The organism is Paenibacillus sp. GbtcB18, assembly GCF_019091125.1.
In the GTDB taxonomy this organism is placed as follows: Bacteria; Bacillota; Bacilli; order Paenibacillales; family NBRC-103111; genus Paenibacillus_F; species Paenibacillus_F chitinolyticus.
In genome coordinates, this window is the sequence record NZ_JAGXJX010000005.1 from 40,992 (window position 1) to 63,550 (window position 22,559).

At 54.7% G+C, this 22,559-nt stretch carries 18 protein-coding genes; 14 read left to right on the plus strand and 4 right to left on the minus strand.

The window, feature by feature from the left end; all coding sequences use genetic code 11:
* Positions 1 to 205: 205 nt before the first annotated feature.
* Genes KVT34_RS16005 through KVT34_RS16015 form a run of 3 tightly spaced genes read left to right on the plus strand, consistent with a single transcriptional unit; the run spans position 206 to position 3,183 of the window.
* Positions 206 to 1,600, plus strand: coding sequence for a sensor histidine kinase (locus KVT34_RS16005; RefSeq protein ID WP_217559814.1), 1,395 nt, complete (start codon positions 206 to 208; stop codon positions 1,598 to 1,600).
* The gene (locus KVT34_RS16010) at positions 1,597 to 2,220 is read left to right on the plus strand and encodes a response regulator (protein WP_042228946.1); all 624 of its coding nucleotides are present in this window, start codon (positions 1,597 to 1,599) and stop codon (positions 2,218 to 2,220) included. Before KVT34_RS16005 ends, KVT34_RS16010 begins: the two co-directional genes overlap by 4 nt.
* A gap of 24 nt (positions 2,221 to 2,244) precedes the next feature.
* Positions 2,245 to 3,183 carry a polyprenyl synthetase family protein gene (locus KVT34_RS16015; RefSeq protein ID WP_217559815.1) on the plus strand — a complete coding sequence of 313 codons (939 nt, stop codon included), beginning with the start codon at positions 2,245 to 2,247 and terminating at the stop codon, positions 3,181 to 3,183.
* A gap of 41 nt (positions 3,184 to 3,224) precedes the next feature.
* Here the strand turns inward: KVT34_RS16015 and KVT34_RS16020 are convergent, their stop codons facing one another.
* Both KVT34_RS16020 and KVT34_RS16025 read right to left on the minus strand, forming a co-directional pair.
* Entirely contained in the window at positions 3,225 to 3,770 is a 546-nt protein-coding gene (locus KVT34_RS16020; RefSeq protein ID WP_241688885.1) for a sporulation membrane protein YtrI, read from the minus strand.
* Between the two features lie 2 nt (positions 3,771 to 3,772).
* Positions 3,773 to 4,105, minus strand: a complete 333-nt coding sequence (locus tag KVT34_RS16025) for a YtrH family sporulation protein (protein ID WP_217559816.1) — start codon at positions 4,103 to 4,105, stop codon at positions 3,773 to 3,775.
* Positions 4,106 to 4,332: 227 nt separating this feature from the next.
* Here KVT34_RS16025 and hisC point away from each other — a divergent pair, with 227 nt between their 5' ends.
* The 10 genes from hisC to KVT34_RS16075 all read left to right on the plus strand — a co-directional run bounded on the left by hisC (position 4,333) and on the right by KVT34_RS16075 (position 17,121).
* Complete coding sequence (gene hisC, locus KVT34_RS16030) at positions 4,333 to 5,427, plus strand: histidinol-phosphate transaminase (protein ID WP_217559817.1); 1,095 nt, start codon at positions 4,333 to 4,335, stop codon at positions 5,425 to 5,427.
* A 47-nt stretch (positions 5,428 to 5,474) separates the two neighbouring features.
* Positions 5,475 to 6,674 carry a pyridoxal phosphate-dependent aminotransferase gene (locus KVT34_RS16035; protein ID WP_217559819.1) on the plus strand — a complete coding sequence of 400 codons (1,200 nt, stop codon included), beginning with the start codon at positions 5,475 to 5,477 and terminating at the stop codon, positions 6,672 to 6,674.
* Between the two features lie 364 nt (positions 6,675 to 7,038).
* Positions 7,039 to 11,250, plus strand: a complete 4,212-nt coding sequence (locus KVT34_RS16040) for a DNA polymerase III subunit alpha (RefSeq protein ID WP_217559820.1) — start codon at positions 7,039 to 7,041, stop codon at positions 11,248 to 11,250.
* 194 nt (positions 11,251 to 11,444) lie between these two features.
* Positions 11,445 to 11,885, plus strand: a complete 441-nt coding sequence (locus KVT34_RS16045) for a phosphatidylglycerophosphatase A (protein WP_309244099.1) — start codon at positions 11,445 to 11,447, stop codon at positions 11,883 to 11,885.
* 432 nt (positions 11,886 to 12,317) lie between these two features.
* Complete coding sequence (locus KVT34_RS16050) at positions 12,318 to 12,506, plus strand: hypothetical protein (RefSeq protein WP_009676703.1); 189 nt, start codon at positions 12,318 to 12,320, stop codon at positions 12,504 to 12,506.
* A gap of 83 nt (positions 12,507 to 12,589) precedes the next feature.
* Entirely contained in the window at positions 12,590 to 13,456 is an 867-nt protein-coding gene (accD, locus tag KVT34_RS16055; protein WP_217559821.1) for an acetyl-CoA carboxylase, carboxyltransferase subunit beta, read from the plus strand.
* Positions 13,446 to 14,420, plus strand: coding sequence for an acetyl-CoA carboxylase carboxyl transferase subunit alpha (gene accA / locus KVT34_RS16060; protein ID WP_217559822.1), 975 nt, complete (start codon positions 13,446 to 13,448; stop codon positions 14,418 to 14,420). The genes accD and accA overlap by 11 nt, the downstream gene beginning before the upstream one ends.
* Complete coding sequence (pyk, locus tag KVT34_RS16065; protein ID WP_217559823.1) at positions 14,413 to 16,173, plus strand: pyruvate kinase; 1,761 nt, start codon at positions 14,413 to 14,415, stop codon at positions 16,171 to 16,173. The genes accA and pyk overlap by 8 nt, the downstream gene beginning before the upstream one ends.
* Before the next feature lie 117 nt (positions 16,174 to 16,290).
* Positions 16,291 to 16,722, plus strand: coding sequence for an acyl-CoA thioesterase (locus KVT34_RS16070; protein ID WP_217559824.1), 432 nt, complete (start codon positions 16,291 to 16,293; stop codon positions 16,720 to 16,722).
* A gap of 3 nt (positions 16,723 to 16,725) precedes the next feature.
* A complete protein-coding gene (locus KVT34_RS16075) occupies positions 16,726 to 17,121 on the plus strand; it encodes an FxsA family protein (RefSeq protein WP_217559826.1) in 396 nt (131 codons plus the stop codon).
* A 79-nt stretch (positions 17,122 to 17,200) separates the two neighbouring features.
* Here the strand turns inward: KVT34_RS16075 and ytvI are convergent, their stop codons facing one another.
* Complete coding sequence (gene ytvI, locus KVT34_RS16080) at positions 17,201 to 18,334, minus strand: sporulation integral membrane protein YtvI (RefSeq protein WP_217559827.1); 1,134 nt, start codon at positions 18,332 to 18,334, stop codon at positions 17,201 to 17,203.
* A 469-nt stretch (positions 18,335 to 18,803) separates the two neighbouring features.
* On the opposite strand from ytvI, the gene ppk1 reads away from it, so the two are divergent.
* On the plus strand, positions 18,804 to 20,912 hold the full coding sequence (gene ppk1, locus KVT34_RS16085; protein WP_217559828.1) for a polyphosphate kinase 1: 2,109 nt from the start codon (positions 18,804 to 18,806) through the stop codon (positions 20,910 to 20,912).
* Here the strand turns inward: ppk1 and KVT34_RS16090 are convergent.
* Positions 20,872 to 22,407, minus strand: coding sequence for a Ppx/GppA family phosphatase (locus tag KVT34_RS16090; RefSeq protein ID WP_217559829.1), 1,536 nt, complete (start codon positions 22,405 to 22,407; stop codon positions 20,872 to 20,874). The two genes, ppk1 and KVT34_RS16090, sit on opposite strands and share 41 nt — an antisense overlap.
* Positions 22,408 to 22,559: the final 152 nt, after the last annotated feature.

Below are 22,559 nucleotides of genomic sequence, written 5' to 3' on the forward strand. Positions count from 1 at the left end.
CATCTTGGGATTTACACTGAATCTGGCGCTGCTGGCATACTTGTACATTAAGTACCGAAAAACGAATGATTATTTGTTTACGGTGATTAAGACGGTTGTAATTGCTCTCACCTGTTCATTTTTTCCGTTGGTCTTTCTTACTTTCCTGCCAAGGTTAATTCTTAAACAAGAGCTTGCGTTTTCATATTACAGCGGGTGGTTTGTGATGATCTTTCCGGTTGTTTTCGGTTATTTGATGATGTCCAAGCAGCTGTATGATCTCGAAATTATATTGAGGAGAATCTACTACACGGCCTTTATTTCCACTCTGCCCAGTGGGGTATTGGTAATTGTCAATTACTTCATTTTCCAGAAGGATGCAAGTCTCAAGCATTTGGTCATCAGCTTCTTGACGACCTTAATCGTGCTTACTTTCGTCACCTATTCTCTCGAATATTTCGCCACCAGGCTTGAGAAGATTATGTTTCCCAGGAAATATTACCTGCAGCAGGCGCTGAAAAAGATCGCGAACGATCTTGGCGGAATTACAAATTTTCGTGAGTTGAGAGACATTATCCTGGTTGATATCGTGGATACCTTGCAGGTGCTAGGGGGAGCGATCGTGATCCAATACGCGGATGGAAATCTGGAAATTATCAGTGAAGGCAGCATTGACGAGAAGGAAGTACGACGCCGGGTCATGGGAAACGACTGGTTTGATTCCGATTATACGCGGACGTTCATCAAAGGGCATGAAGAGTATATCTCCTTTCTAGTCATGACGAAGAAAAAAACGAACACGTTCATGAACCGGGAAGAGACCGAATGGCTGAGCCTCATTATCTCGTATTTATCCGTCAGCCTGGAGAACTTGTATCTGATCCGCAAGCTGAACATGAAGCTGCTGGAGCTGGCCTCTGAGCTTCCCAACCAGGAAGGCAGCGAGGAATATGTCTGGTTCCGCAAAACGATGTTCGACCTTCAGGAGAAGGAACGGACGCGAATCGCGACCGATCTGCACGATACGACGATGCAGGATATTTTCTTCGTTCAACGGAAATTGAAAAATCTTCAGAAGCAGATGCTTAATCCCGATGAACACCGGCAGCTTAAAGATATTTTGAATCACCTGGAACTGATCAATATGAATTTGCGGCAGTGCTGCTTCGAGCTGAACCCTTATCTGCTTAAAAATATCGGGCTTGTCCGGGCGCTGCAGAACCTCGTGGATACCGAGTCGAGTCTCGGCGATTACGAAATTCAGTTCGTGACGGAAGGAAAGACGACGGCGATGGAGAATCTCGATTATGAGGCGAAACGTCATATTTTCCGCGTCATTCAAGAATTGATTACAAATGCGAAGAAACATTCGCAGGCCAGCAGGCTTTTCATCCGGCTTGTCGCAAGCGGGAACGAAGTTAGTATTCACTATGAAGACGATGGTATCGGATTTAAACCGAATTCGTCGTCAGGCAAGACGGTCGGCCGTTCCGGTATGGGCCTGGAGCAGATGAAAGGCCGGGTCCTGCATTTAAACGGACAGTTCACAATGGAATCCATGACGGGTAAAGGCGTTGAAGTCAGAATTCAGATCCCTATAAAGGAAGGCATACCGACATGAACAAAATACAACATATCCTAATAGTTGATGACCACCCCGCCATGGCTTACGGCACAAAGTTTATTCTGGAGCAGGAGGAGAATATTCAAGTGGTCGGCGTCGCGACGACCGGGGAAATGGGCGTCGAAATGATGGTGGAGCTCAATCCTTCCATCATTTTTCTCGATTTTCACCTTCCGGATTTAACGGGCATGGAAGTCGCGGTCAAGATGAGGGAATTGAACAAGGACGTTCAGATCGTGATTTTCACGGGCATCGATTATATGCCGATTCTGAACAATCTTCTGGAGCTCGGCGTTTGCGGCATCATGTCCAAAGACTCGAGCGAGGACCAGATCCGCAACATGATGCGGGCCTTGAAGGAAGGGCAGTCCGTCATTCCGATCTCCCTCCTGCATCAGATGAGGCTCAGCCACCCGGACGATGATTTGTCGAGTCTGACCGACGAGGAAATCAACATCATGAACCAGATCGTCAAAGGCGCCACCAATGAGCAGATTGCCGACGAGATTCATATGAGCAAGCGGTCGGTGGATAACTACGTGCGCAAGATCTACGACAAGTTCGGGGTGAAATCCCGGGCTCAGGCTATCGAGAAGTTTTTACAAATCAAGCGTTGACCAATCCCTAAAAGGCGGTGCAGTATGAAGGCTGAAGTTTGGAGCGATATTCAGGATCTCATTGAAACTTATTTTACCGTACCTTCCTTGAAAGAATTGCTGTTAAAAAGCGTGGCGGACAAGAAAGAAGAGCATTCCATCTGGGGGGAACTCACCTGGAGTGTTCACGATCTGCTCGGCGGAAGCAATCCGGCCATTCACCGGGCCGCCGCATTGACCGAGCTTATGCTGCTTGCGCTGGATATCATGGACGATATCCAGGATCAGGACAATACGGAGAAGCCGTGGATGACCGTGCCGCAGGAGCAGGCGCTGAACGTATACACGGGACTCGTGACGGCGTCCGTCTCCGAACTCGGAGCCTTGCGCCGCCAATACCCGGCCGCCCCTCTGCCCGATCCCGCCAAAGTATGCGAATTTATTACGGAGGCGATTAACGGCCAGCACCTGGACGTGACGAATGCCGTGCAGACGGAAGAAGACTATGTGGGAATGGTTCAGCGCAAATCCGGAACGCTGGTTCAACTGGCTCTGTACATGGGCTACGCCTGCACGGATGCGAACGCCGATGAAGATACCGTCGGCAAGCTGAACCGTCTGGCCGTCTACATGGGATTGATGGCTCAGCTCGACAACGATTTGAGCGATCTGCTCCGCTTCGACTACAAGAACGATCTCGTGCAGAAGAAGAAAACCATTCCGGTCCTGTTCCTGCTGGACGAGGAAGACACGGAATTCCCGGTTATCCGGCAGTATTACAACGGTGAAATCGACCAGCCTCAATTTTTAAAACATAAGCCGCAGTGCGTCCAGTATGTCGTGGACTCCGGCTGTATCGAATACACGCGTACGATTCAGAACTTGTATCTGCACCATGCGGACGAGCTGTTTGCCGAAATTCCGGCCGCTTCCGCGAATAAAGAGGCTTTCCGGGAGATCGCTCTGGCCCGTTTCGAGCTGTAACGCCCGTTTGCAGCCTGTCCTGCCTATTTTAATAGGAAAGGCTAGTAAGAGCCGTTAAAGGCGTCGTGATCCGGCACGATCGTTCCTTTGTCGGGAAGAGCTTGCTTCTTCGGTTCGTCCGCCGTAATCCACACGGTCAGCTCCGATTGTACGAGCGCCATCGCTTTGACATTGACGATGTAGTCTTTATCGATTACGCCGTAATACGTTTTGTTCGCGATAAGGCGTTCGTACAATTGGGGCGAATCCCGGATTTCCCCCAGCTTCTGCCCTTCGACGATTTTCAGATCCCTTTTGACCCGGTCCTCCAGCGCTTTCTGAACATGGCTTTCCAGCGGATGCTGAATATCATTGTACAAATGGACGGTCACACGCGTGATTAGTCCTTGTTTGTTTTTGAATTTGTTCAGCGTTTCGATATCCAGTTGAAGTCCGTTGTTTTCTTTTTTTAGGTTCCAGTTCTCGATCACAAGCACGTTGTAGGTATGATGATACAAGCTTAGAAACACGGCGCTGCCCACAATCCCCCCCGCTAAAAAAAGCCCGATACCCGCGAGGAAGCGGGGGTAACGATCGAAGCTGGGCATTTTCAAGACTGCCCGCCCCCCTTGCAGATCATCTGGATGAGCGATGTGCCCGTATGCGCCCCGATATAGGCGCTGATGATCAGCAGAATTTGCTTGAAAGCGGGAGAAAGCTGCCCGTCCTGAAAGTTGTCCTGGATCATCCGGATGGGGTCGATCGTGCCTCCGATTGCGGCGACCATCGCCCAAATTTTAATGTTCTCGGCGATAAGCAGCATCTTATAGGTCGGGGGCTGGAGCGACAGAACCGAGCCGATTCCCGCCAGCATGCTTCCTCCCATAACGACGCCGAAAGCTACGAAAAAATTGAGTATCGCGGAAGTGACAAAGCCCGTCACCTGATTCCCTTCTTTCTTTTTTGGACTTCTGTGCGGTTTTATTAGGGTCCCTTTGGTAAAGTCTATGAAGTTCCGTGAACGTTTATGATAGAGAAAAGAGACAAAGCCGGGGATTCTTGCAGAACGGCTCCGGTCTATATTTTTTTGCTAGAATCTCCGGGAAATTGCGTTATACTGATTAAAAGAAATTTTATCGGAGATCGCCAGGAGCAAAGGAGGCAGGTTTCTTGTACGCCAAAGCCCACATTCGCAGTATGGCTCCCTACATACCCGGCTTTCAGCCGGAAGCGGAGCAGCAGGTCATCAAGCTCAACTCAAACGAAAATCCTTATCCGCCCTCACCCGATGTGAGGAAAGCGCTGGCAGGTTTCGATTACGCTTTGCTGAGGCGCTATCCCAATGCGACGGCCGAGCCCGTAAGGGAAGTGCTGGCGGAGATTTACGGGGTAAACCGCAATCAGGTGTTCTGCGGCAACGGTTCCGATGAGATCATTTCTCTCCTGTTCAAAGCGTTCCTGGAGGAGGGAAGCACCATCGCCCTGCCGTATCCGACCTATTCGCTCTACCGGACCGCGGCGGACATCCACCGGGTGCACTGCGAATTCGTACCGACCCGGGATGATTTCAGCATCGATACGGAAGCTCTGCTCACCGTTCCTTCCCAGGCCATCATTCTCGTAAATCCCAATGCCCCTACGGGATTGCTAGTGTCCGTGGATGTGATTGAAGAGCTTGCCGGCCGATACAAAGGGCTTCTGATCGTAGATGAAGCTTATATCGATTTTGCCGACGGAGAAGCGAGCGCCTTGAGGCTGATCGGCTCCTGTCCGAACCTGCTGATTCTGCGCACGTTATCTAAATCGTATTCGCTTTGCGGAATTCGCTTCGGCTATGCGTTTGCGGACGAGGCTCTGATCGAGGCGCTCGACAAATGCAAAGATTCCTACAATGTAAGTATGCTTACGCAAACAATCGCGGCCGCCGCGCTGAGGGACCGGTCCTATTTCGACGAAACCGTCGGCCGTATCCGCGCGTCCAGAGGCAGCTTGGGCGGCAGTCTCCGCAGCCTCGGTTTTGCCGTTCCCGATTCGGAGACGAACTTCCTGCTCTGCACGCCTCCGGCCGGATCGGGATTATCCGCAAGAAGGATTACGGAGTGGCTCGCGGAGCGGCACGTGTACATCCGGCATTTCGATTCCCCGCTGCTTGAGGACAAAATCCGGATCAGCATAGGCACGGAGGAGGAGAACAGCAAGCTGCTGACACTCCTTGAAGACCTGCTTAACAGGCCGGAGGATGAAACGGCACCATCGGGAGATTAAATCTTCTTTTCGTTTACAAAAATAAAATGGTTTAAAGGAGCAACGCTATGACATCTCCAGCGAAAGGCGCAATTTCCGAAAAACTCGCAGGCCAGCTTGAAAAAGGCTCCTGGATCCGCAAACTCTTCGATGAAGGGAAGCGGCTGATCGACATTTACGGAGCCGACGAAGTGTACGATTTCTCGCTCGGAAATCCGGTAGTCGAGCCGCCCGAGGCTTTCCTGAAAGCACTGGCCGATACGGTAAACAGCGGCGAGCTGGGCAAGCACCAGTACATTCCGAACCAGGGGCTGCCTTCGGCAAGACAGAAAGTGGCGGATTATCTTAACGGCCGTTACGGAGGCAGCGTCAAGCCCGAACATATCGTCATGACGGTCGGAGCGGGCGGAGGGCTGAACGTGGTCCTGAAAAGCATCCTGAATCCGGGCGATGAAGTGATTCTGCTGACGCCTTACTTCGTGGAATACGACTACTATGCCGACAATCACGGCGGCGTGGCGGTTCATGTTCCCCTCGCGGACGATTTCAGCGTCGATACGGAACGTGTGGCCGGGGCGATCACGGAGAAAACACGCGCGATCATTATCAACACGCCGGGCAATCCGACCGGCACGCTTCTTACGCAGGACAATTTGAACGAATTGGGAAAAGTACTCGCCGAGGGCGAGAAAAAACACGGCGGCCTGATCTACATGGTGTACGACGATCCGTACAGCCAACTGGTCTACGACGCGGTTCCGCCGAACCCGTTTGCGGCATACGGGCGTACGATTCTCGTCAGCTCGTTCAGCAAAGACCTCGGAATCGCCGGAGAGCGTCTCGGTTACGTCGCGGTAGACGCTTCGGCAGACGATGCGCAGCTGCTCGCCCAGGCGTTCGTTTTCAGCAACCGCACGCTCGGATTTGTCAACGCGCCGGTTATGATGCAGCGTGTCATTACGCGTATGGATACGCTCGCCGTCGAGCAGCAGGAATACCGCAAGCGGCGCGATCTTATGGTCGGCGTGCTGCAGGAGGCCGGTTATGAATTCACCGTGCCGCAGGGAGGCTTCTTCATCTTCCCGAAGACACCGATTGCCGACGACGTCGAGTTCTGCCTGAAAGCGGTGCAGGAGCATCGCCTTCTGATTGTGCCGGGAAGCGGCTTCGGACGAGGCGGACATTTCCGGCTGTCCTACAGCGTGCCGATCAGGCAGATCGAGCGCTCCGGCAAAGTATTTAAGGCACTTCTGGATTCTTACCGGTAATCAAGCGGCGAGAAAGAGGAAAAGTCAGGCTGCTTGCCGTTTCCGGCGTGGCGCGGCCGTGGTTGACCAACGTCATGTGACGCCGAGCACCGCGTTGCTGTGATCTTCGCGCGGAGCGGAAAACTCCGGGTGCGCATTCCGGCACCGAGTGCCGAACCGTCCAACCCGGGACAAAAAGAAGCTCCCGCTGAGGCCGCATGGGAGCAAAATGACAACCAAAACCGTCTGCCCTTTCGGGTGCAGGCGGTTTTTTTAAAAGATAAAAACGGGACGGAGGTTAAATTTTTTTCGGGGCGAACGCATTTTCGCCTTTTTGAAAATTGTGATAGAATAGAAGAAAGGAAGTTTCGGAGGAGTAATGGCCATGAATTCGTTTGTACATCTGCATGTTCACAGTGAATACAGCCTGCTTGACGGGGCCGCCCGCATTCAGGACCTCGTGGAAACCGCCTCGCAGCTGGGCATGAAATCACTTGCGCTGACGGATCATGGCGTCATGTACGGGGCTGTACCGTTTTATAAGGCGTGCCGGGCCAAGGGCATCAAGCCTATTTTGGGCTGCGAAGCTTATTTTACGGAAGGGACGATCCGCACCAAGGGAACGCGGCAGGAGCAGCCGATCTATCATCTCATTCTGCTGGTCAAAAACATGCAGGGCTATCAGAACCTGATGAAGCTGTGCTCGGTCGGTCATCTGGAAGGGTTCCACTATAAACCGCGCATTGATCACGACCACCTCGCCCGCTATTCGGAAGGGCTTGTTTGTCTGAGCGCATGCCTGGGGGGAGAGGTGTCCCAGCATCTGCTTCACGACCGCAAGGAACAGGCAAAAGCGGCCGCCGAGCGGTATCGTTCTATTTTCGGCGAAGATTTTTATCTTGAGATTCAGGATCACGGGTCCATCGAGCAGAAAAAAGTCATGCAAGGCATGATCGAGCTGAGCCGAGAGACGGGCATCCCGCTTGTCGCCACCAACGACGTGCATTACGTCAGGGAACAGGATCATGTGGTGCAGGATGTGCTTCTGTGCATCGGAACCGGCAAGACGGTGGACGATCCCCAGCGGCTCAAGTTCGAGACGAGCCAGCTTTACCTGAAAAGCGAAGACGAGATGCGCAAGCTGTTCGCACATGTACCCGAGGCGCTCGACAATACGCTGCTTGTGGCGAAGAAGTGCGAACTGGTTTTGAATTTCGACCAGTCCATCCTGCCGAAATTCAAACCGATCCCCGAGGGGCTCAGCGCGGGAGAATACCTCAGGGAGCTGTGCACGGAGGGGCTTGCACGGCGCTACGAAAATCAGCCGGGCTGGAATGACCTGCAGGGGGAATACCGGCAGACGCTGGAGACGAGGCTTTCCTACGAGCTTGGCGTTATCGAGAGCATGGGATTCTCGGATTATTTTCTCATCGTTTGGGATTTTATCCGCTTCTCGCATGAGCACGGTATTATGACGGGACCCGGAAGGGGGTCTTCCGCAGGAAGTCTCGTTGCGTACGTGCTCCGGATTACCGATGTGGACCCAATCCGGTATAAGCTGCTCTTTGAGCGTTTTCTGAACCCGGAGCGGGTCACGATGCCGGATATCGATATTGACTTTAACGACGAGCGGCGGGACGAAGTTATCGATTATGTCGTGCAGAAGTACGGGCAGGAACACGTCGCTCAGATCATCACGTTCGGGACGATGGCCGCCAAGGCCGCCGTACGCGATGTGGGCCGGGTGCTGAACGTTCCGTACAACGAAGTGGACCGCGCCGCGAAAATGATTCCGGGACAGCTCGGCATGACGCTGGAAGCGGCCCTCAAAGTAAACCCGGATCTGAAGGAGCTGGCCGCGAAACAGCCTAAAACCGCAGAACTGCTGAATATGGCGAAACGTGTCGAGGGCATGCCGCGTCACGCTTCGACACATGCCGCGGGAGTTGTCATTTCGCGCGAACCGCTGACACACTATGTTCCCTTACAGGAGGGAACCGGCCAAACACCGCTGACCCAATACTCTATGGAGAATTTGGAGGCCATCGGTCTGCTGAAGATGGATTTTCTCGGCCTGCGGACCTTGTCCATCATCGAGCGGACCTTGAAATCCATTGAGGAGCAGGAAGGCATCAAGCTGGATTTGGCGAAGCTGGACATGGATAACGATCCTTTGACGTACGAGCTTCTCGGGAAAGGGGAGACAACCGGTATTTTCCAACTGGAGTCTCCGGGAATACGCAAGGTGCTTCGGGATTTGAAGCCATCGGGATTTGAAGATATCATTTCCGTTAACGCCTTGTACCGTCCGGGTCCGATGGAGTTTATCCCCCGGTACATCGAATGCAAGCACGGGCTGACGCAGCCGCAGATTCCGCATGAAGCGCTGGTGCCGATCCTTAAGGATACGTACGGCATTATCGTCTATCAGGAGCAGATCATGCAGATCGCTTCGGTCATGGCGGGATTTTCGCTCGGCGAAGCGGACCTGCTCCGTCGTGCCGTTTCCAAGAAGAAGCGCGAAGTGTTGGACGAGCAGCGCGCACACTTCGTGGAAGGCAGCGTCGGGTTAGGCTATAAGGAGGAAGAGGCGAACGGCGTCTATGACATGATCGTCCGGTTCGCGGATTACGGGTTCCCGCGTGCGCATGCAACCGCTTATGGCGTGCTGGCTTTCCAGACAGCGTACTTAAAGGCACATTATCCGCGGCATTTTATGGCTTCCATGCTGACGGCCGTCGTCGGTAATCACCGGAAAACGGCCGAATATGTCGACGAATGCAGACGGATGAAGCTTGAAGTGCTGCCGCCGGATGTGAATGAGAGCGGCGTTAATTTTACGCCTGTCGCTCCCAAAGCATCCCCGCAAGCTGCGGAAGAGACAGGCGAAGGGCATGCAGGGACGGACAACGGAGATAAGAACTCCGAGGAAGCCGCCGTTAGGGCCGAAAGCATTCGTTCCAAGGAAGAAAACCGGATAACTGGGGATTCCGGGGGATCCGCCAAGAGCGATGCCGGCGCTTCTCATGGCGGTAAGGGAGCCATCCGCTTCGGCCTGGCGGCGATCAAAAACGTCGGCACGAACGCTATAGAAGCGATTCTCAAGGAACGGCGGGAGAAACCTTACGAAAGCCTGCTCGATTTCTGCCGGAGAGTAGATCTGCGCGTCTGCAACAAACGCGTGATCGAATCTCTCATTCAGGGAGGGGCGCTTGACGGCTTTCCCGGTCACCGAGCCCAATTTGTCGCTATGCTGGACGATACGGTGGAGGCGGCTGTGAAATGGCGGAAAGAGCGGGATGATCTGCAGCTTCACTTATTCGGCTTCGTTGAGGAACCGAACTGGGAAGTGGAGATTCCGCAGGTTGCCAAGCTTTCCCGCACACAGCAGCTGGAGTATGAACGTGAGCTGCTGGGACTTTATATATCCGGTCATCCGCTTGATGACCATCAAGAGCTGTTGCAGGACCTGGAAGCGGACCCGCTGCATTATTTGCAGGATTATGCCGATAACAGCGAAGTTATCGTGGCGGGTATGGTTGTCTCCAGCAAAACGATCGTCACGAAGAAAGGCCAGCCTATGGCCTTCATGGATCTGGAAGACCGGATTGCGCGGGTCGAAGTGGTCTTGTTCCCGGAAGCGTGGAAAAAACATGCTCCGCTCGTGCAGAAAGGCAGCGTCGTCCTTGTCAAAGCGAAGCTTCAACTGCAGGACGAAGATCCGCCGAAGCTGCTGGCGGAAGCGCTGGCCGCGCCGGACGATCCGGCCGTCCGCCGCTGGCAGCGCCGCCCGCTGCGTCCGGGCGGCCAATCCGCCTCCGGCGGCAGTGCGCCGCGGGGAGCCGGAGCTGCGCCCCAAGGAGGGCGCGGCGCTGCGGCCGGGAACGCCCGCAGCGGGCAGCCGGGCGGAGGCCCGGGAGCAGGCAGCGGCGCGAACGTGAGCCCGGGCGCCGGCACGCGCACGGGCGGAGAAGCCGGCGCCCGAGCGGGCGTAAGCGGCGGCGCACGGGCTGCCGAAGGCAGCGGCCGGGCGGACGCGGCCACCGGAGGCGCGCAGGCGCCCGGCCGTTCCGCAGGCTCTGCGCGCGGCTCCAGCGTGGTGCGCGAGACACGCCGCGGAGCCGTCGGCTATGGCGCCGGAGAGCCCGGCCCTGCAGCCGGCGAAGCCCGCGGCGGGCAAGACGGCGGCCCGCGTCCGGGCGGCGGAGCCAGCGCTCACGCGGGCTCGACCGGCGCGGACGCAGGCCGGCCCGGCTCGTCCGGGCGAGCCGCAGACCGCGGCAGCGCTCATCCGCAGCGCTCATCCGCAGCCAAGCCTGCGGATGAGTCACGGCGCCCCGCCGCGCAGGGCACACCCGCCGGGACGCCCCGGCAGCGGGTGTACGTCAAGATTGCGGCTCATATGGAAGAGCCGCATAACCTTGTGAAGCTGCAGGAGCTGCTGCAGCTTCACGCGGGTCCGCTGGAAGTCGCGCTGTTTTACGAGCGCACCCAGCGGCTGCTGGCTTTGAGCGGCCAATACCGCGTCAAGCCTTCTCCGGAGCTGTTCCGTTCGATCGAACAGCTGATGGGCAAAGATTGTGTAAAGGTGAAATAATCCTCCATTTTCCGGCATATATTTGTAAAACTGCCAAAAACGACAGCCTGTCCGCGGCCGCGCGTTAACAGCCGGATAAGGGAGAAATGTAGCATGAGTGCGGAACTGGTGCTGCAAATGCTGCGGGAAAGAGGTGTAACCGCGGAAAGTATTGGCGAAATCGTTCTCAGCTCCAGAAGCCGTATAACAAGGCTTTGACGACAGAGGTTTGCCTGGAGAGCGTGATGACGGTGCTTGCCAAACGCGAAGTACAGCACACCCTGATGACCGGTATCGCACTGGACGAGCTGACGGAACGCAAGCTTCTTCCGGAACCGCTGCAAAGCATTTTGGAAGCGGACGAGCCCCTGTACGGGGGGGACGAGACGCCGGCTTTGGGAATTGTACATGTGTATGGTATGATCGGACTGACGAGCTTCGGCTATCTGGATAAGCGGAAAATAGGCGTTAACCGCGATCTCGACGACCATCGGCGGGAGATTCACGTGTTTCTCGACGATCTCGTGGCCGGGCTGGCCGCAGCGGCATTCGCCAGAATCGCTCATCAAAACAAACCCGATTCGGCTTATATCGAGGAACTTTGCGAAACCAGCGAAACCGGCGAGACCGGTGCGTATACGAAAGAGCCTGCATAGCCGGATTTAACTGCGGCAGGTGTCCGAACGGTCGAGCGCCGCCCTAGGCGAAGCGGCCTGGACCGCGGCGATAACGTCTGCGTGTCCGATTCACAAAAACTTCACCAGCCCGCGGGCGTGGGAAGTTTTTTTTGTCGGGAGATGCAGGCTAGGGAATATCTCACAGGGGAAATGCCTTGGTAATCGGGCTATGAATGCGGCAGTGCGGCTTGTTTAATCCTTCTTTTTCCATTCTTCGTAACCGATGTAAATTCATCCGCGTCCTCCTGTGGAAGACAACCCTTCCTTGCGGTAAAATTAGAGGTTGTGTTATCATTATTCCATTGTATAGACTTGCGAGAACGGAAAGTGAAGGCTAGAGATACGCTGCCGCGTCATTTTCATTTTGGCGCTATCCATTTTACCCGGGTACTGTTGAGGAGGTATATCCCCATGTGGACCGTGATTTATATTGCCCCCACCGCCAAAATTGCGGAGCGTATAAAGCAACGCCTGTCGGAGGAGGGGTTTCTGGTCCAAATCAGAGCAATCTCCATGACCAAGAACCAATTTGAAATCGTGGTTCCCGAGGGTGAAGTGGAAGAGGTTCAAGAAGTACTCAACACCATTTTACATCGCTGACCGCAGCGGTTGCGAAGGCGTGTTTTACGAAACCTCCGCAGCGAACGGCTGGAGCGGAAATTGTAAGCCAGAGAGGTGCAAATGTGCTAAAGGATCTTTTTCAGAAACGCAAATATGCAACTATCCCTTCCGAGAAAGCGAAACGCGATATACCCGAAGGGCTGATGAATAAATGTCCGCGCTGCGGAACTATTCAATACAGTAAAGAGCTTGAGAAGAACTTGAAAGTCTGTACGTCCTGCAATTATCATTACAAATTAAATGCGATGGAACGTATGACGATGACCCTCGATGAAGGGCGTCTGTTCGAGTATGACGAGAACATGGTTTCGGAAGATCCGCTCAGTTTTCCGGATTATGAGAATAAAATCACCAAAGCGAAGGACAAGACCGGCCTGAAGGATGCCGTCGTTACCGGTGAAGGTACGATCGGCGGATATCCGGTCGTCTTTGGCGCGATGAGTTTTGACTTTATGGGCGGCTCCCTCGGTTCCGTCGTTGGCGAGAAGCTGACACGCGCCATCGAGAGCGCCATCCAGAAGAAGTATCCGCTCATTCTGTTTTCGACCTCGGGCGGTGCCCGCATGCAGGAGAGCATTCTCAGTCTGATGCAAATGGCTAAAACGAGCGCGGCTATTCAGAAGCTGGACGAAGAAGGCGGCTTGTTTATCTCCGTCATTACCGATCCGACTTTCGGAGGGGTTTCGGCAAGCTTTGCCATGCTCGGCGATATTATTATCGCGGAGCCCGCGGCATCGTTCGGCTTTACCGGCCGGCGTGTCATCGAGCAGACGATCAGGCAGAAACTGCCCGACAACTTCCAAACCGCGGAATTCAACCTTCTGCGCGGACAGGTGGACAAGGTCGTGGCCCGCAAAGACATGCGGACAATGCTGATCAAACTGCTTGATATGCACGTGATGAAAGGGGATGCGAATTATGGCGGGTGAATTGTCATTTGAGCAGCCACTGACCGAGCTTCGCAGCAAAATTGACGAACTGAAGCGTTTCGGTGAAGAAAAGAAAATCGATTTCACGGATGAAATCCGGCGTCTTGAGGAACGGTATGCCGAGCTGCAGCAGGAATTGTATTCCACGATGTCCGCATCGGAGAAAATGCAGCTTGCCCGGCATCCGCAGCGTCCGACGACGATCGACTACATAGAGAGAATCTTTACGGACTTCGTGGAGCTTCACGGAGACCGTCTGTATGGGGACGATCTGGCCATTATCGGCGGCGTCGCCAAGCTGGACGGGCTTCCCGTTACGGTTGTCGGTCATCAGAAGGGCAAGGACACGAAGGACAACATTGCCCGCAACTTCGGCTCTCCGCATCCGGAAGGCTTCCGTAAAGCCCTTCGTCTGATGAAACAGGCGGACAAGTTCGGCCGTCCCGTCATTACGTTCATCGATACGAAAGGCGCGTTTCCGGGCAACGCCGCCGAAGAGAGGGGCCAAGGGGAAGCGATTGCGCGCAACCTGCTTGTCATGGCCGGTCTTCGCGTGCCTGTCGTCTGCGTCGTGATCGGCGAAGGGGGTAGCGGCGGAGCGCTCGCGCTTGGCGTCGGCAACCGGGTGCTGATGCTTGAGAATGCCATTTACTCGGTTATCAGTCCCGAAGGGGCCGCATCCATTTTGTACAACGATGCATCCAAATCCCTGCAAGCCGCCGAAGCGATGAAAATCACCGCCAAAGATATTGCGGAATTAGGCGTTATCGATAGCATCGTCCCTGAACCGCAGGGTGGTGCCCATCGTGATCTGGAGCTCCAGTCAGCGAATATTAAAGCGGCCGTTCTGGAGCACATGCAGCCGCTGTTAGCAATGTCGGAAGAGGAACTTAAAGAAGACAGGTACCTGAAATTCAGACAAATCGGCAGATACACATTTACTCAGGAGGGTAACCATGCGTAAGACAAAAATTGTATGTACGATCGGACCGGCAAGCGAGTCCAAAGAAAACCTTAAGAAGCTCGTAACGGCAGGAATGAACGTGATGAGACTGAACTTCTCTCACGGCGATTTTGAAGAGCACGGCGGCCGGATCAAAAATATCCGCGCTGCCTGCGAAGAACTCGGAGGCCGTAACGTATCCATTTTGCTGGATACGAAGGGGCCCGAGATCCGTCTCGGCAAGCTGAAAGAAGAACCGATCGAATTGGCAGCAGGCGAGATGATTACTCTGACGACCGAGGAAATTCTCGGAGATCGTGAACGCGTGTCCGTGACTTATGAAGGCCTGGCGGATGACGTTAAGCCCGGCGACACGATTCTGATCGACGACGGTTTGATCGGTCTGACGGTTGAAGCCGTTCAAGGAAACGATATCAAATGCCGCATCGTGAACAGCGGTCCGATTAAAAGCAAAAAAGGCGTGAACGTTCCGGGCGTCAGCATCTCGCTGCCGGGTATTACGGAAAAAGACGCTAACGATATCATATTCGGTATCGAGCAGGGCATCGATTTCATCGCCGCTTCTTTCGTCCGTAAAGCAAGCGACGTGCTTGAAATCCGCGAACTGCTTGAGCGCCACAACGCTTCGCATATCCAGATCATCTCCAAGATCGAGAACCAGGAAGGCGTTGACAACCTGGATGAAATCCTGGAAGTTTCCGACGGCCTGATGGTTGCCCGCGGCGACCTTGGCGTGGAAATTCCGCCGGAAGACGTACCGGTTGTACAGAAGCAGATGATCAAGAAGTGTAACCTGGTCGGCAAACCGGTTATTACCGCGACCATGATGCTTGACTCGATGCAGCGCAATCCGCGCCCGACCCGTGCCGAAGCAAGTGACGTGGCTAACGCCGTGTTCGACGGCTCCGACGCGGTTATGCTGTCCGGCGAGACGGCTGCCGGGAAATATCCGGTTGAAGCGGTAGAAACCATGTCCCGCATCGCACAGCGTGCGGAAGCGGCTCTGGAATACCGCGAAATTTTCCTGCGTCAAGCGCACGCGCTGCAAACGACGGTCACGGAATCCATTTCCCAATCCGTTGCGAACGCCGCTCTTGAACTGGATGCCAAAGCGATCGTAACCGCTACGGAAAGCGGCTATACCGCAAGAATGGTATCCAAATACCGTCCGAAGGCGCCGATCGTTGCGGTAACACGCAACCCGCAGGTTATGCGCCGTCTGAACCTCGTATGGGGCGTGCAGCCTGTCCTTCTCCACGGGGACGCGCAAACGACGGACGAGCTGTTTGAGCAAGCGGTCGACGGAAGCATCCGTGAAGGCTATGTGGATCTCGGCGATATCGTCGTGATCACGGCCGGCGTGCCGATCGGAAGCTCCGGTACTACGAACTTGATGAAGGTTCACCAGGTCGGCGAAATGATCGCCAAAGGAACCGGTATCGGCACCCAGCACGCGAAAGGCGTTGTCGTGACGGCCGAAACGGCCGAGGAAGCGGTCAGCAAAATGAAAGACGGCGCTATCCTGGTTACCAATACGACCGACAAGGATTACATGCCGGCTATCGAGCGTGCGGCAGGTCTGATCACGGATGTGGGCGGGATTACTTCCCACGCCGCAGTAGTGGCTCTGAGCCTGGGTATCCCGGTTATCGTGGGCGTCGACCGTGCCCTTGACCTGATCAAGGACGACATGGAAGTCACCTTGTTCCCTGAAGTAGGCATCGTGTACTCGGGACGTGCGCGCGTCCTGTAAGCGATTCGGATAAGAAAGGAGTGAGTCCGCCTGGTGCGGGTTCACTCTTTTTTTCAAACTGCGGGGACAGTGAATTGCATCCGAAATTCCCAAACGATGAAGACAGGAGGAAGGGCTGTGTCGAATGAAGCGACGAAGGAACGCGAATGGTTTCCGTACGGCGTCCGGGTCAGGTATCAGGAAACCGACCAGATGGGAGTCGTTTACCATGCCAATTACTTGACCTGGCTGGAAATCGCCCGCACGGAATATATCCGGGACAAAGGGTTTCCGTACAAGCGGATGGAGGAGTTGGGGCTGCTGCTGCCGGTCGTCGGTGCCGAACTGAAATATGTGCGTCCGGCCCGATATGACGACGAGATAACGATTCTGACCCGTGTCACAAGCTACACGACGGTGAAGCTGGAGTTTGAGTACGAAGTGCGGCGTGGAGAAGAACTTCTTGTAACGGGCCTTACGAGGCATGCTTGGGTGAATCTTTCTTGGAAGCCTGTACGTATAGATAAAGAAGTGCCTGAATTATACGAATGGCTGCAAAGGGGTGGATAGCCGTTGTTACGCATTGCGCTTGCCGTCTTTATTATCGTGCCGGTCCTTGAGATCGCTTGTATCATCGGTATGGCCCATCTGATTGGGGGCTGGATGACGTTCGGGCTGATTCTGCTGACGGGTCTTCTTGGGGCTCTTATCGTGAGAAAGGAAGCGTCCCGTTTCCTGCCTTACGCCCGCAATCAGCTGTCTGTGGGCCAGAACCCGACGGATTCCGTGCTGGACAGCGTCTGCATCTTTGTCGGCGGACTGCTGCTGATCGTGCCGGGCTTCCTTACCGATTTGGCGGGGCTGCTTCTGGTGCTTCCGTTCACACGGTCCTTGTTTAAAATGGGGCTGCTCGTTCTGCTGCAGAAGCTGATGAGAAACGGACGGTTCATGTTTATTAACCGCAGGTAAAATGAAATACGGAAGAGGCGATACGGCAAACTGCGCCGTTTCGCCGTTTTCGATTAAGCAGGTCGAAAAAAAAGCCCGGTCAGCGAACCTCCGTGTTCGCGGCCGGGCCATTTTTTATGTAACGGGCAATATCGTGAAAGACTTTCGCTTTATAGACCGCCGTGAGGACTACCATAAGCACGGGGCCGAGGATAAGTCCTACGACGCCGAACAGCTTAAGTCCCACAAACAATGCGATCAAGGCGGCGAGCGGATCCAGCCCTACACTTGAGGCGAGCACTTTGGGCTCCATTATTTGCCGCACTACGACGATCAGGCCGTACAGGACGGACAAACCGATTCCGAGGAAGAGGTTGCCTTTGAAAAAGCAGTAAATGATCCACGGAACGAGGACGGCTCCGGTGCCGAGATAAGGCATCAGATCGCACAAGCCGATCAGAAGGCCGATGGTGACGGCGAAATCCACACGCAGAATGATCAGCCCGATAATGACCGCGACCGTCGTCAGGGAAATGAGAATAAGCTGAGCGCGCATAAAGCCGAACAGCGCCTTCTGCAGATCGCTGGAAATGAGACGAGTCGCTTTGCGGACGGTTTCCGGTACCAGCATGGTGTAGCGCATCACGAGACGGTACCAGTCTTTGCTGATAAAGAAGGTCGCCATCAGCACGATGATCGACACGGTCGCTATGTTAGGCAGGGACTGGATGATATGAATCAGCGAGTTGACGATATATTTTAAGGCGTTGGAACTGAAATCGGCAATCGTCCCCGTAACGGAGCTGAGGTTGCTGCTGAGATCCAGATTGTTGGCTTTCATGAAATCGTTTAACTGCCCGACAATCCCCTGAAACCAGGCCGAATTCAAAAATTCGCTCGCCTGATCTTTCCAGCCATTGATCATACTTTGTAAATTTTCGGCCAGCGTTCCCAGTTCTACGATCACTTTCGTCACCAGCAGGGTCATGGCTGTAACCATGATGGCGATCAATAGAAGGATGACCAGCGTCGCGGACAGCCAGCGCGGCATTTTGGCCTTCCGCTGCAGCATGTTGACGATCGGATTGAGTACATAGGCCAGCAGCCAGCCGATGATGAAGGGATAAATCAGCGGGGACACGTACCGCAGCAGCAGCCAGCCCGCCACGAGGCACAGCAGGACCAGAGCTCCCCGGAAAATTTTGTGCAGCAGGTACGGATTGAACACTCTCATAGGCTTCCTCTTTCTGGCTCGAAATGAGTTTACTACAGGACCGGATGAATTCCTAAATCACAAGGAGCAAGTATAGTGTTTCTCTGAACTTCCCCGATTATAGGACCGTGCCTGTCTTAAGTTCTGACTTAGGTTCCGACTTAAGTTCTGAGAAACAATACCCGCAACAAGCCTCTGCTGAATCTGCGTCTGTGGATAGACTATGCGCTTTTTCATACGGATATCTCCTTTCTTAATATCTCTTTTGCCTGAAAAAGCGTAAAGATTCTGCTTCGTTCTATTCGACTTTATCGGAGTAAATCCTTGGCTGAACGCCGAAACGGGGCGAATTTAATACGGAGAAAACATTCCTCGAAACTTTTACATAAAATTAACATAACAAAAATACAGCGCGAACATGCCCCCTGAACAACCCTTGTACAATAGAGATATCGAATAGAAATTGCAGACAAGTGGGAGCTGGGGTTCCGTGGAAAACAAGCAAAAGACGGAAGGCGTTAAAAGCAACGATTGCTATAAGTATGTAAACCGTGATTTGAGCTGGATCGAGTTTAACCGCCGCGTGCTGGAAGAAGCTCAGGACCCGACGGCTCCGCTGCTCGAAAGAGCAAAATTTCTGTCCATCGTATCCAGCAATTTGGATGAGTTTATGAGTGTAAGGGTAGCGGGAATTCTGGACCAGATGAAAGCCGGCTATCATAAAAAAGACTTCACCGGCTATACGCCGTCCGGTCTGCTCAAGCGTCTCTTGAAGAGAGCGAACCGCATGGTAGCGGATCAGTATAAAACTTTTCGCGATTTGACACGCCAATTGGCCCGCGAGGGAATTTTTTTCCCTTCCTACGATGAACTCAACAGCACTCAGCAGAAGGAAATGGACACCTATTTTCATGAAATCGTATTTCCCGTGCTGACGCCGATGGCCGTGGACCAGAGTCGTCCTTTTCCGCTGGTGCACACGCAGTCCAATTATTTGGCCGTCGTTCTGGAAAGCTGTGTGCCGACGGACCTCCGCACGTATTTCGCCATTGTGAGAGTCCCGCATAATCTGGGCAGGCTTGTCCGGGTGCCCGTGCGCACCAACAGTAAGAAGCTGGAGTTTATCCGGATGGAGGAGCTGATCAAGCATCATATCGAGTCTTTGTTCAGCGGGTATAAGCCCATCGCCGTCAACGGTTTCCGGCTCACACGCAATGCGGACTTGACTCTGAACGAGGAAGGCGCGGAGGACCTTCTGGAAGAGATCGAGAAGGAGCTTAAGCAGCGCAGATGGGGGGCGCCTGTCCGGCTCGAGGTGGAGAAAGGAATCCACCCCTATGCCTTGGAACTATTGCGGGATGAGTTTGAAATCGGAGAAGGCTGTTTCGAAATCGACGGCCCGATCGATTTGACTTACCTGATCAAGCAATTGCCTCAGCTGGTCAGCGGGCGCGCCCATTTGTACTATCCTGTCCTGGAGCAGGTTTACGCCGAAGAGTTTGAGCATACGGACGATTTTTTCGAGGTGATCCGGGAGCGGGATGTGCTGCTTTATCATCCTTACGAGTGCTTCGATACGGTGGCGGATTTTATTTTGCAGGCATCCGACGATCCTTACGTGCTTGCCATTAAAATGACGTTGTACCGCGTAAGCGGAAATTCGCCGCTTATCGGAGCGCTGGCCAGAGCGGCAGAATCGGGCAAGCAGGTGACGGTCGTCGTCGAGCTTAAAGCCCGTTTTGACGAGGAACGGAATATCGCTTGGGCCAGAAAGCTGGAAAAAGCGGGGTGCCATGTCGTGTACGGTCTGGTCGGACTCAAAACCCATGCCAAAATCACGCTGGTCGTCCGTCAGGAGCAGGAAAGCCTCCGGAGATATGTCCATGTCGGAACCGGCAATTACAACGACAACACGGCCAAGCTGTACACGGATGTGGGGTTGTTTACGAGCCATCAGGTGATCGGCGAAGACGCCTCGGCCTTGTTCAACGAAATGACCGGCTATTCGTCGCCTCATGACTGGCAGGCGTTTATTGTCGCTCCCGCGGATATGAAGACGCGGCTTATCGAGCTTATCGAAAGAGAAGGACGCCACGCGCGTGCCGGCAAGCCGGCGCGTATCGTGGCCAAGATGAACTCGCTTTCGAATCAGGAAGTGGTGGACGCGCTGTACGAGGCTTCGCAGGCGGGCGTGAAGATCGACCTAATCGTGCGAGGGGTCTGTGTTCTTCGTCCCGGCGTTGCGGATCTGAGCGAAAACATCACCGTGCGGAGTATCGTCGACCGTTTTCTGGAGCATTCGAGGCTGTACTGGTTCGAGAACGGTGGCAGCCCCGACGTCTACTTGTCGAGCGCCGATTGGATGACCCGCAACTTGACGCGGCGGATTGAACTGATGTGCCCCGTCAGGGACGAAGAGCTGCAGCAGAGTGTGATCCATCTGCTTGAATTATGTCTGCAGGACAATGTAAAAGCCCGTTTCCTGCAGCCCGGAGGAAATTATATCCGGGCGGCTGAAAACGGGCCTAAAGTGAGAAGCCAGTTCGATGCCATGAATATTAATCGGTGGAAAGTGCGGAAGCGTGAATATACGCGGTAAAGGACCAGTATTTTCCGGTCTCCTCCGCGGTTTCTTCGATCGTTCCGATTTCCGACGGGTCCTGCTCTTTGCAAAGCAGATGCAAATGCAGCTCGCCCGGAACGAAACGCACGTCCAGTTCGGCGACGTTCCCGTTCTCGCCGTAATCCAAGGAGGAGGCCAGGCGGAGAAGAGAGCCGAGCTTGGCCGCGATGTCTTCATCGGACCTGTCCAGCACGCTTGCGAAAGGAAGCGCCTGCTGACGGGTCCGGTTTTTGTTTTTGAAGGTGGCGATCAGGGCGCACAGCACGATCTCCCGGTGGGTAAGCCCGTCGATGCGGGATTCCGTGATGAGGTGGAACGTATGGCGCCAGTGCTGGTAGCTGCCCACCGTGTAGCCTATCCGCTGCAGCAGCGCTGCGGCGTGAAGAAGCGAACGGTGGCGGGGCTGCAGCTCGGGCGCGCTATCCGCCAGCACATCGTACAAGGCTGCCGCATGGGCGGCTGCGCGGCGGAGATGATCGTGCGGCAGAGGCGTGTGCAGCTTCAGCATGTTGTCCACGCTGAATTGCAGCACATCGGTGATGGGCAGCCGCTCCGGCATGGCCGTTTCGTAGAACAGGCCGTCGCGCAGCCCCGCACTGCTCACGATAATCCGCGCTGCGGAAGTCTGCCGGTAAACGGAGTGAAGGAGGACGACTCCGGCAACAATAATATCGGCGCGTCCTTTGGACAGGCCGTCGAGCTTTTTGCGCTTCTCCACGGGAAGGGACGGGAGAAGGTCCATGTAGCTCTGGAGGTCGTTTTCCTCCAGCTCATAGTTGTGCATCACCGGGAGCGGGTAATCCACGCGCTTCTGGTTAAGCTTCGCCAGCGCCCGCCCGGCTCCGCCCAGGCTGATCAGGGGCAGCTGCGCATGCTCCCGGATCCAGGGGTGAAGGTCGATCGTGTCCCGGACGAGCGCCTTGAGCGCCTCGATCCGTTCCGGCCGGACGATTCCGCCAGGCGTGTACTCGCGGGCAGCCGTCACGGCGCCGAACGGGAAGGAAACGCTGTTCACCCGTTTGCGGTCCAGGAAAAGGGTGATCTCGGTGCTTCCGCCGCCGATATCCACGATGAACCCGTCCCGGACGTCGAGCGTGCTGACCACGCCTTGAAACCCGAGGCGGGCTTCTTCTTCGCCGGAGAGAATGTCGATGACGATGCCGGAACGCTCCGCAAGCTCCCGCGCGATATCTTCGGCGTTCGCGGCATTGCGGATAGCGGCCGTAGCGGCAGCCTTCACCGAATCGACGGAATAGGCGCCGCATATCCGTTTGAAACGGCGCAGCAGCGGCACGACGGACAGGATGCCGTCGTGAGTCATCGCTCCGTCTTCGCCGATGCGCTCGGACAGACGGGCCGTCTCTTTCGTTTCATGCAGAATCCGGTAGGCGCCCGGAGGCGTCACTTCGTAAATGACCAGACGGACCGAGTTCGATCCGATGTCGATAATGGCGTAGCGGCTGCTGTTCATATGCGTTCGGGCTCCTATATACGAGAAAATTTGTGAGCAATGTGGTATGATAAAAGAATGGCCGATTTGTCGGCTGCTCCGGTTCCTATTGTACCAATACCGAGTATAGACCACAAACCGGGCGAATGTGCACGAATGATGCAAGAAAGTTT

Coding starts and splice junctions, on each gene's coding strand:
- KVT34_RS16020 (WP_241688885.1), bottom strand. CDS start 3,770: ATGCCCAGCTTCGATCGTTACCCCCGCTTCCTCGCGGGTATCGGGCTT.
- KVT34_RS16050 (WP_009676703.1), top strand. CDS start 12,318: ATGTGGACCGTGATTTATATTGCCCCCACCGCCAAAATTGCGGAGCGT.
- KVT34_RS16010 (WP_042228946.1), top strand. CDS start 1,597: ATGAACAAAATACAACATATCCTAATAGTTGATGACCACCCCGCCATG.
- KVT34_RS16040 (WP_217559820.1), top strand. CDS start 7,039: ATGAATTCGTTTGTACATCTGCATGTTCACAGTGAATACAGCCTGCTT.
- pyk (WP_217559823.1), top strand. CDS start 14,413: ATGCGTAAGACAAAAATTGTATGTACGATCGGACCGGCAAGCGAGTCC.
- KVT34_RS16015 (WP_217559815.1), top strand. CDS start 2,245: ATGAAGGCTGAAGTTTGGAGCGATATTCAGGATCTCATTGAAACTTAT.
- ytvI (WP_217559827.1), bottom strand. CDS start 18,334: ATGAGAGTGTTCAATCCGTACCTGCTGCACAAAATTTTCCGGGGAGCT.
- KVT34_RS16090 (WP_217559829.1), bottom strand. CDS start 22,407: ATGAACAGCAGCCGCTACGCCATTATCGACATCGGATCGAACTCGGTC.
- accA (WP_217559822.1), top strand. CDS start 13,446: ATGGCGGGTGAATTGTCATTTGAGCAGCCACTGACCGAGCTTCGCAGC.
- KVT34_RS16035 (WP_217559819.1), top strand. CDS start 5,475: ATGACATCTCCAGCGAAAGGCGCAATTTCCGAAAAACTCGCAGGCCAG.
- KVT34_RS16005 (WP_217559814.1), top strand. CDS start 206: ATGATCTTTCCGGTTGTTTTCGGTTATTTGATGATGTCCAAGCAGCTG.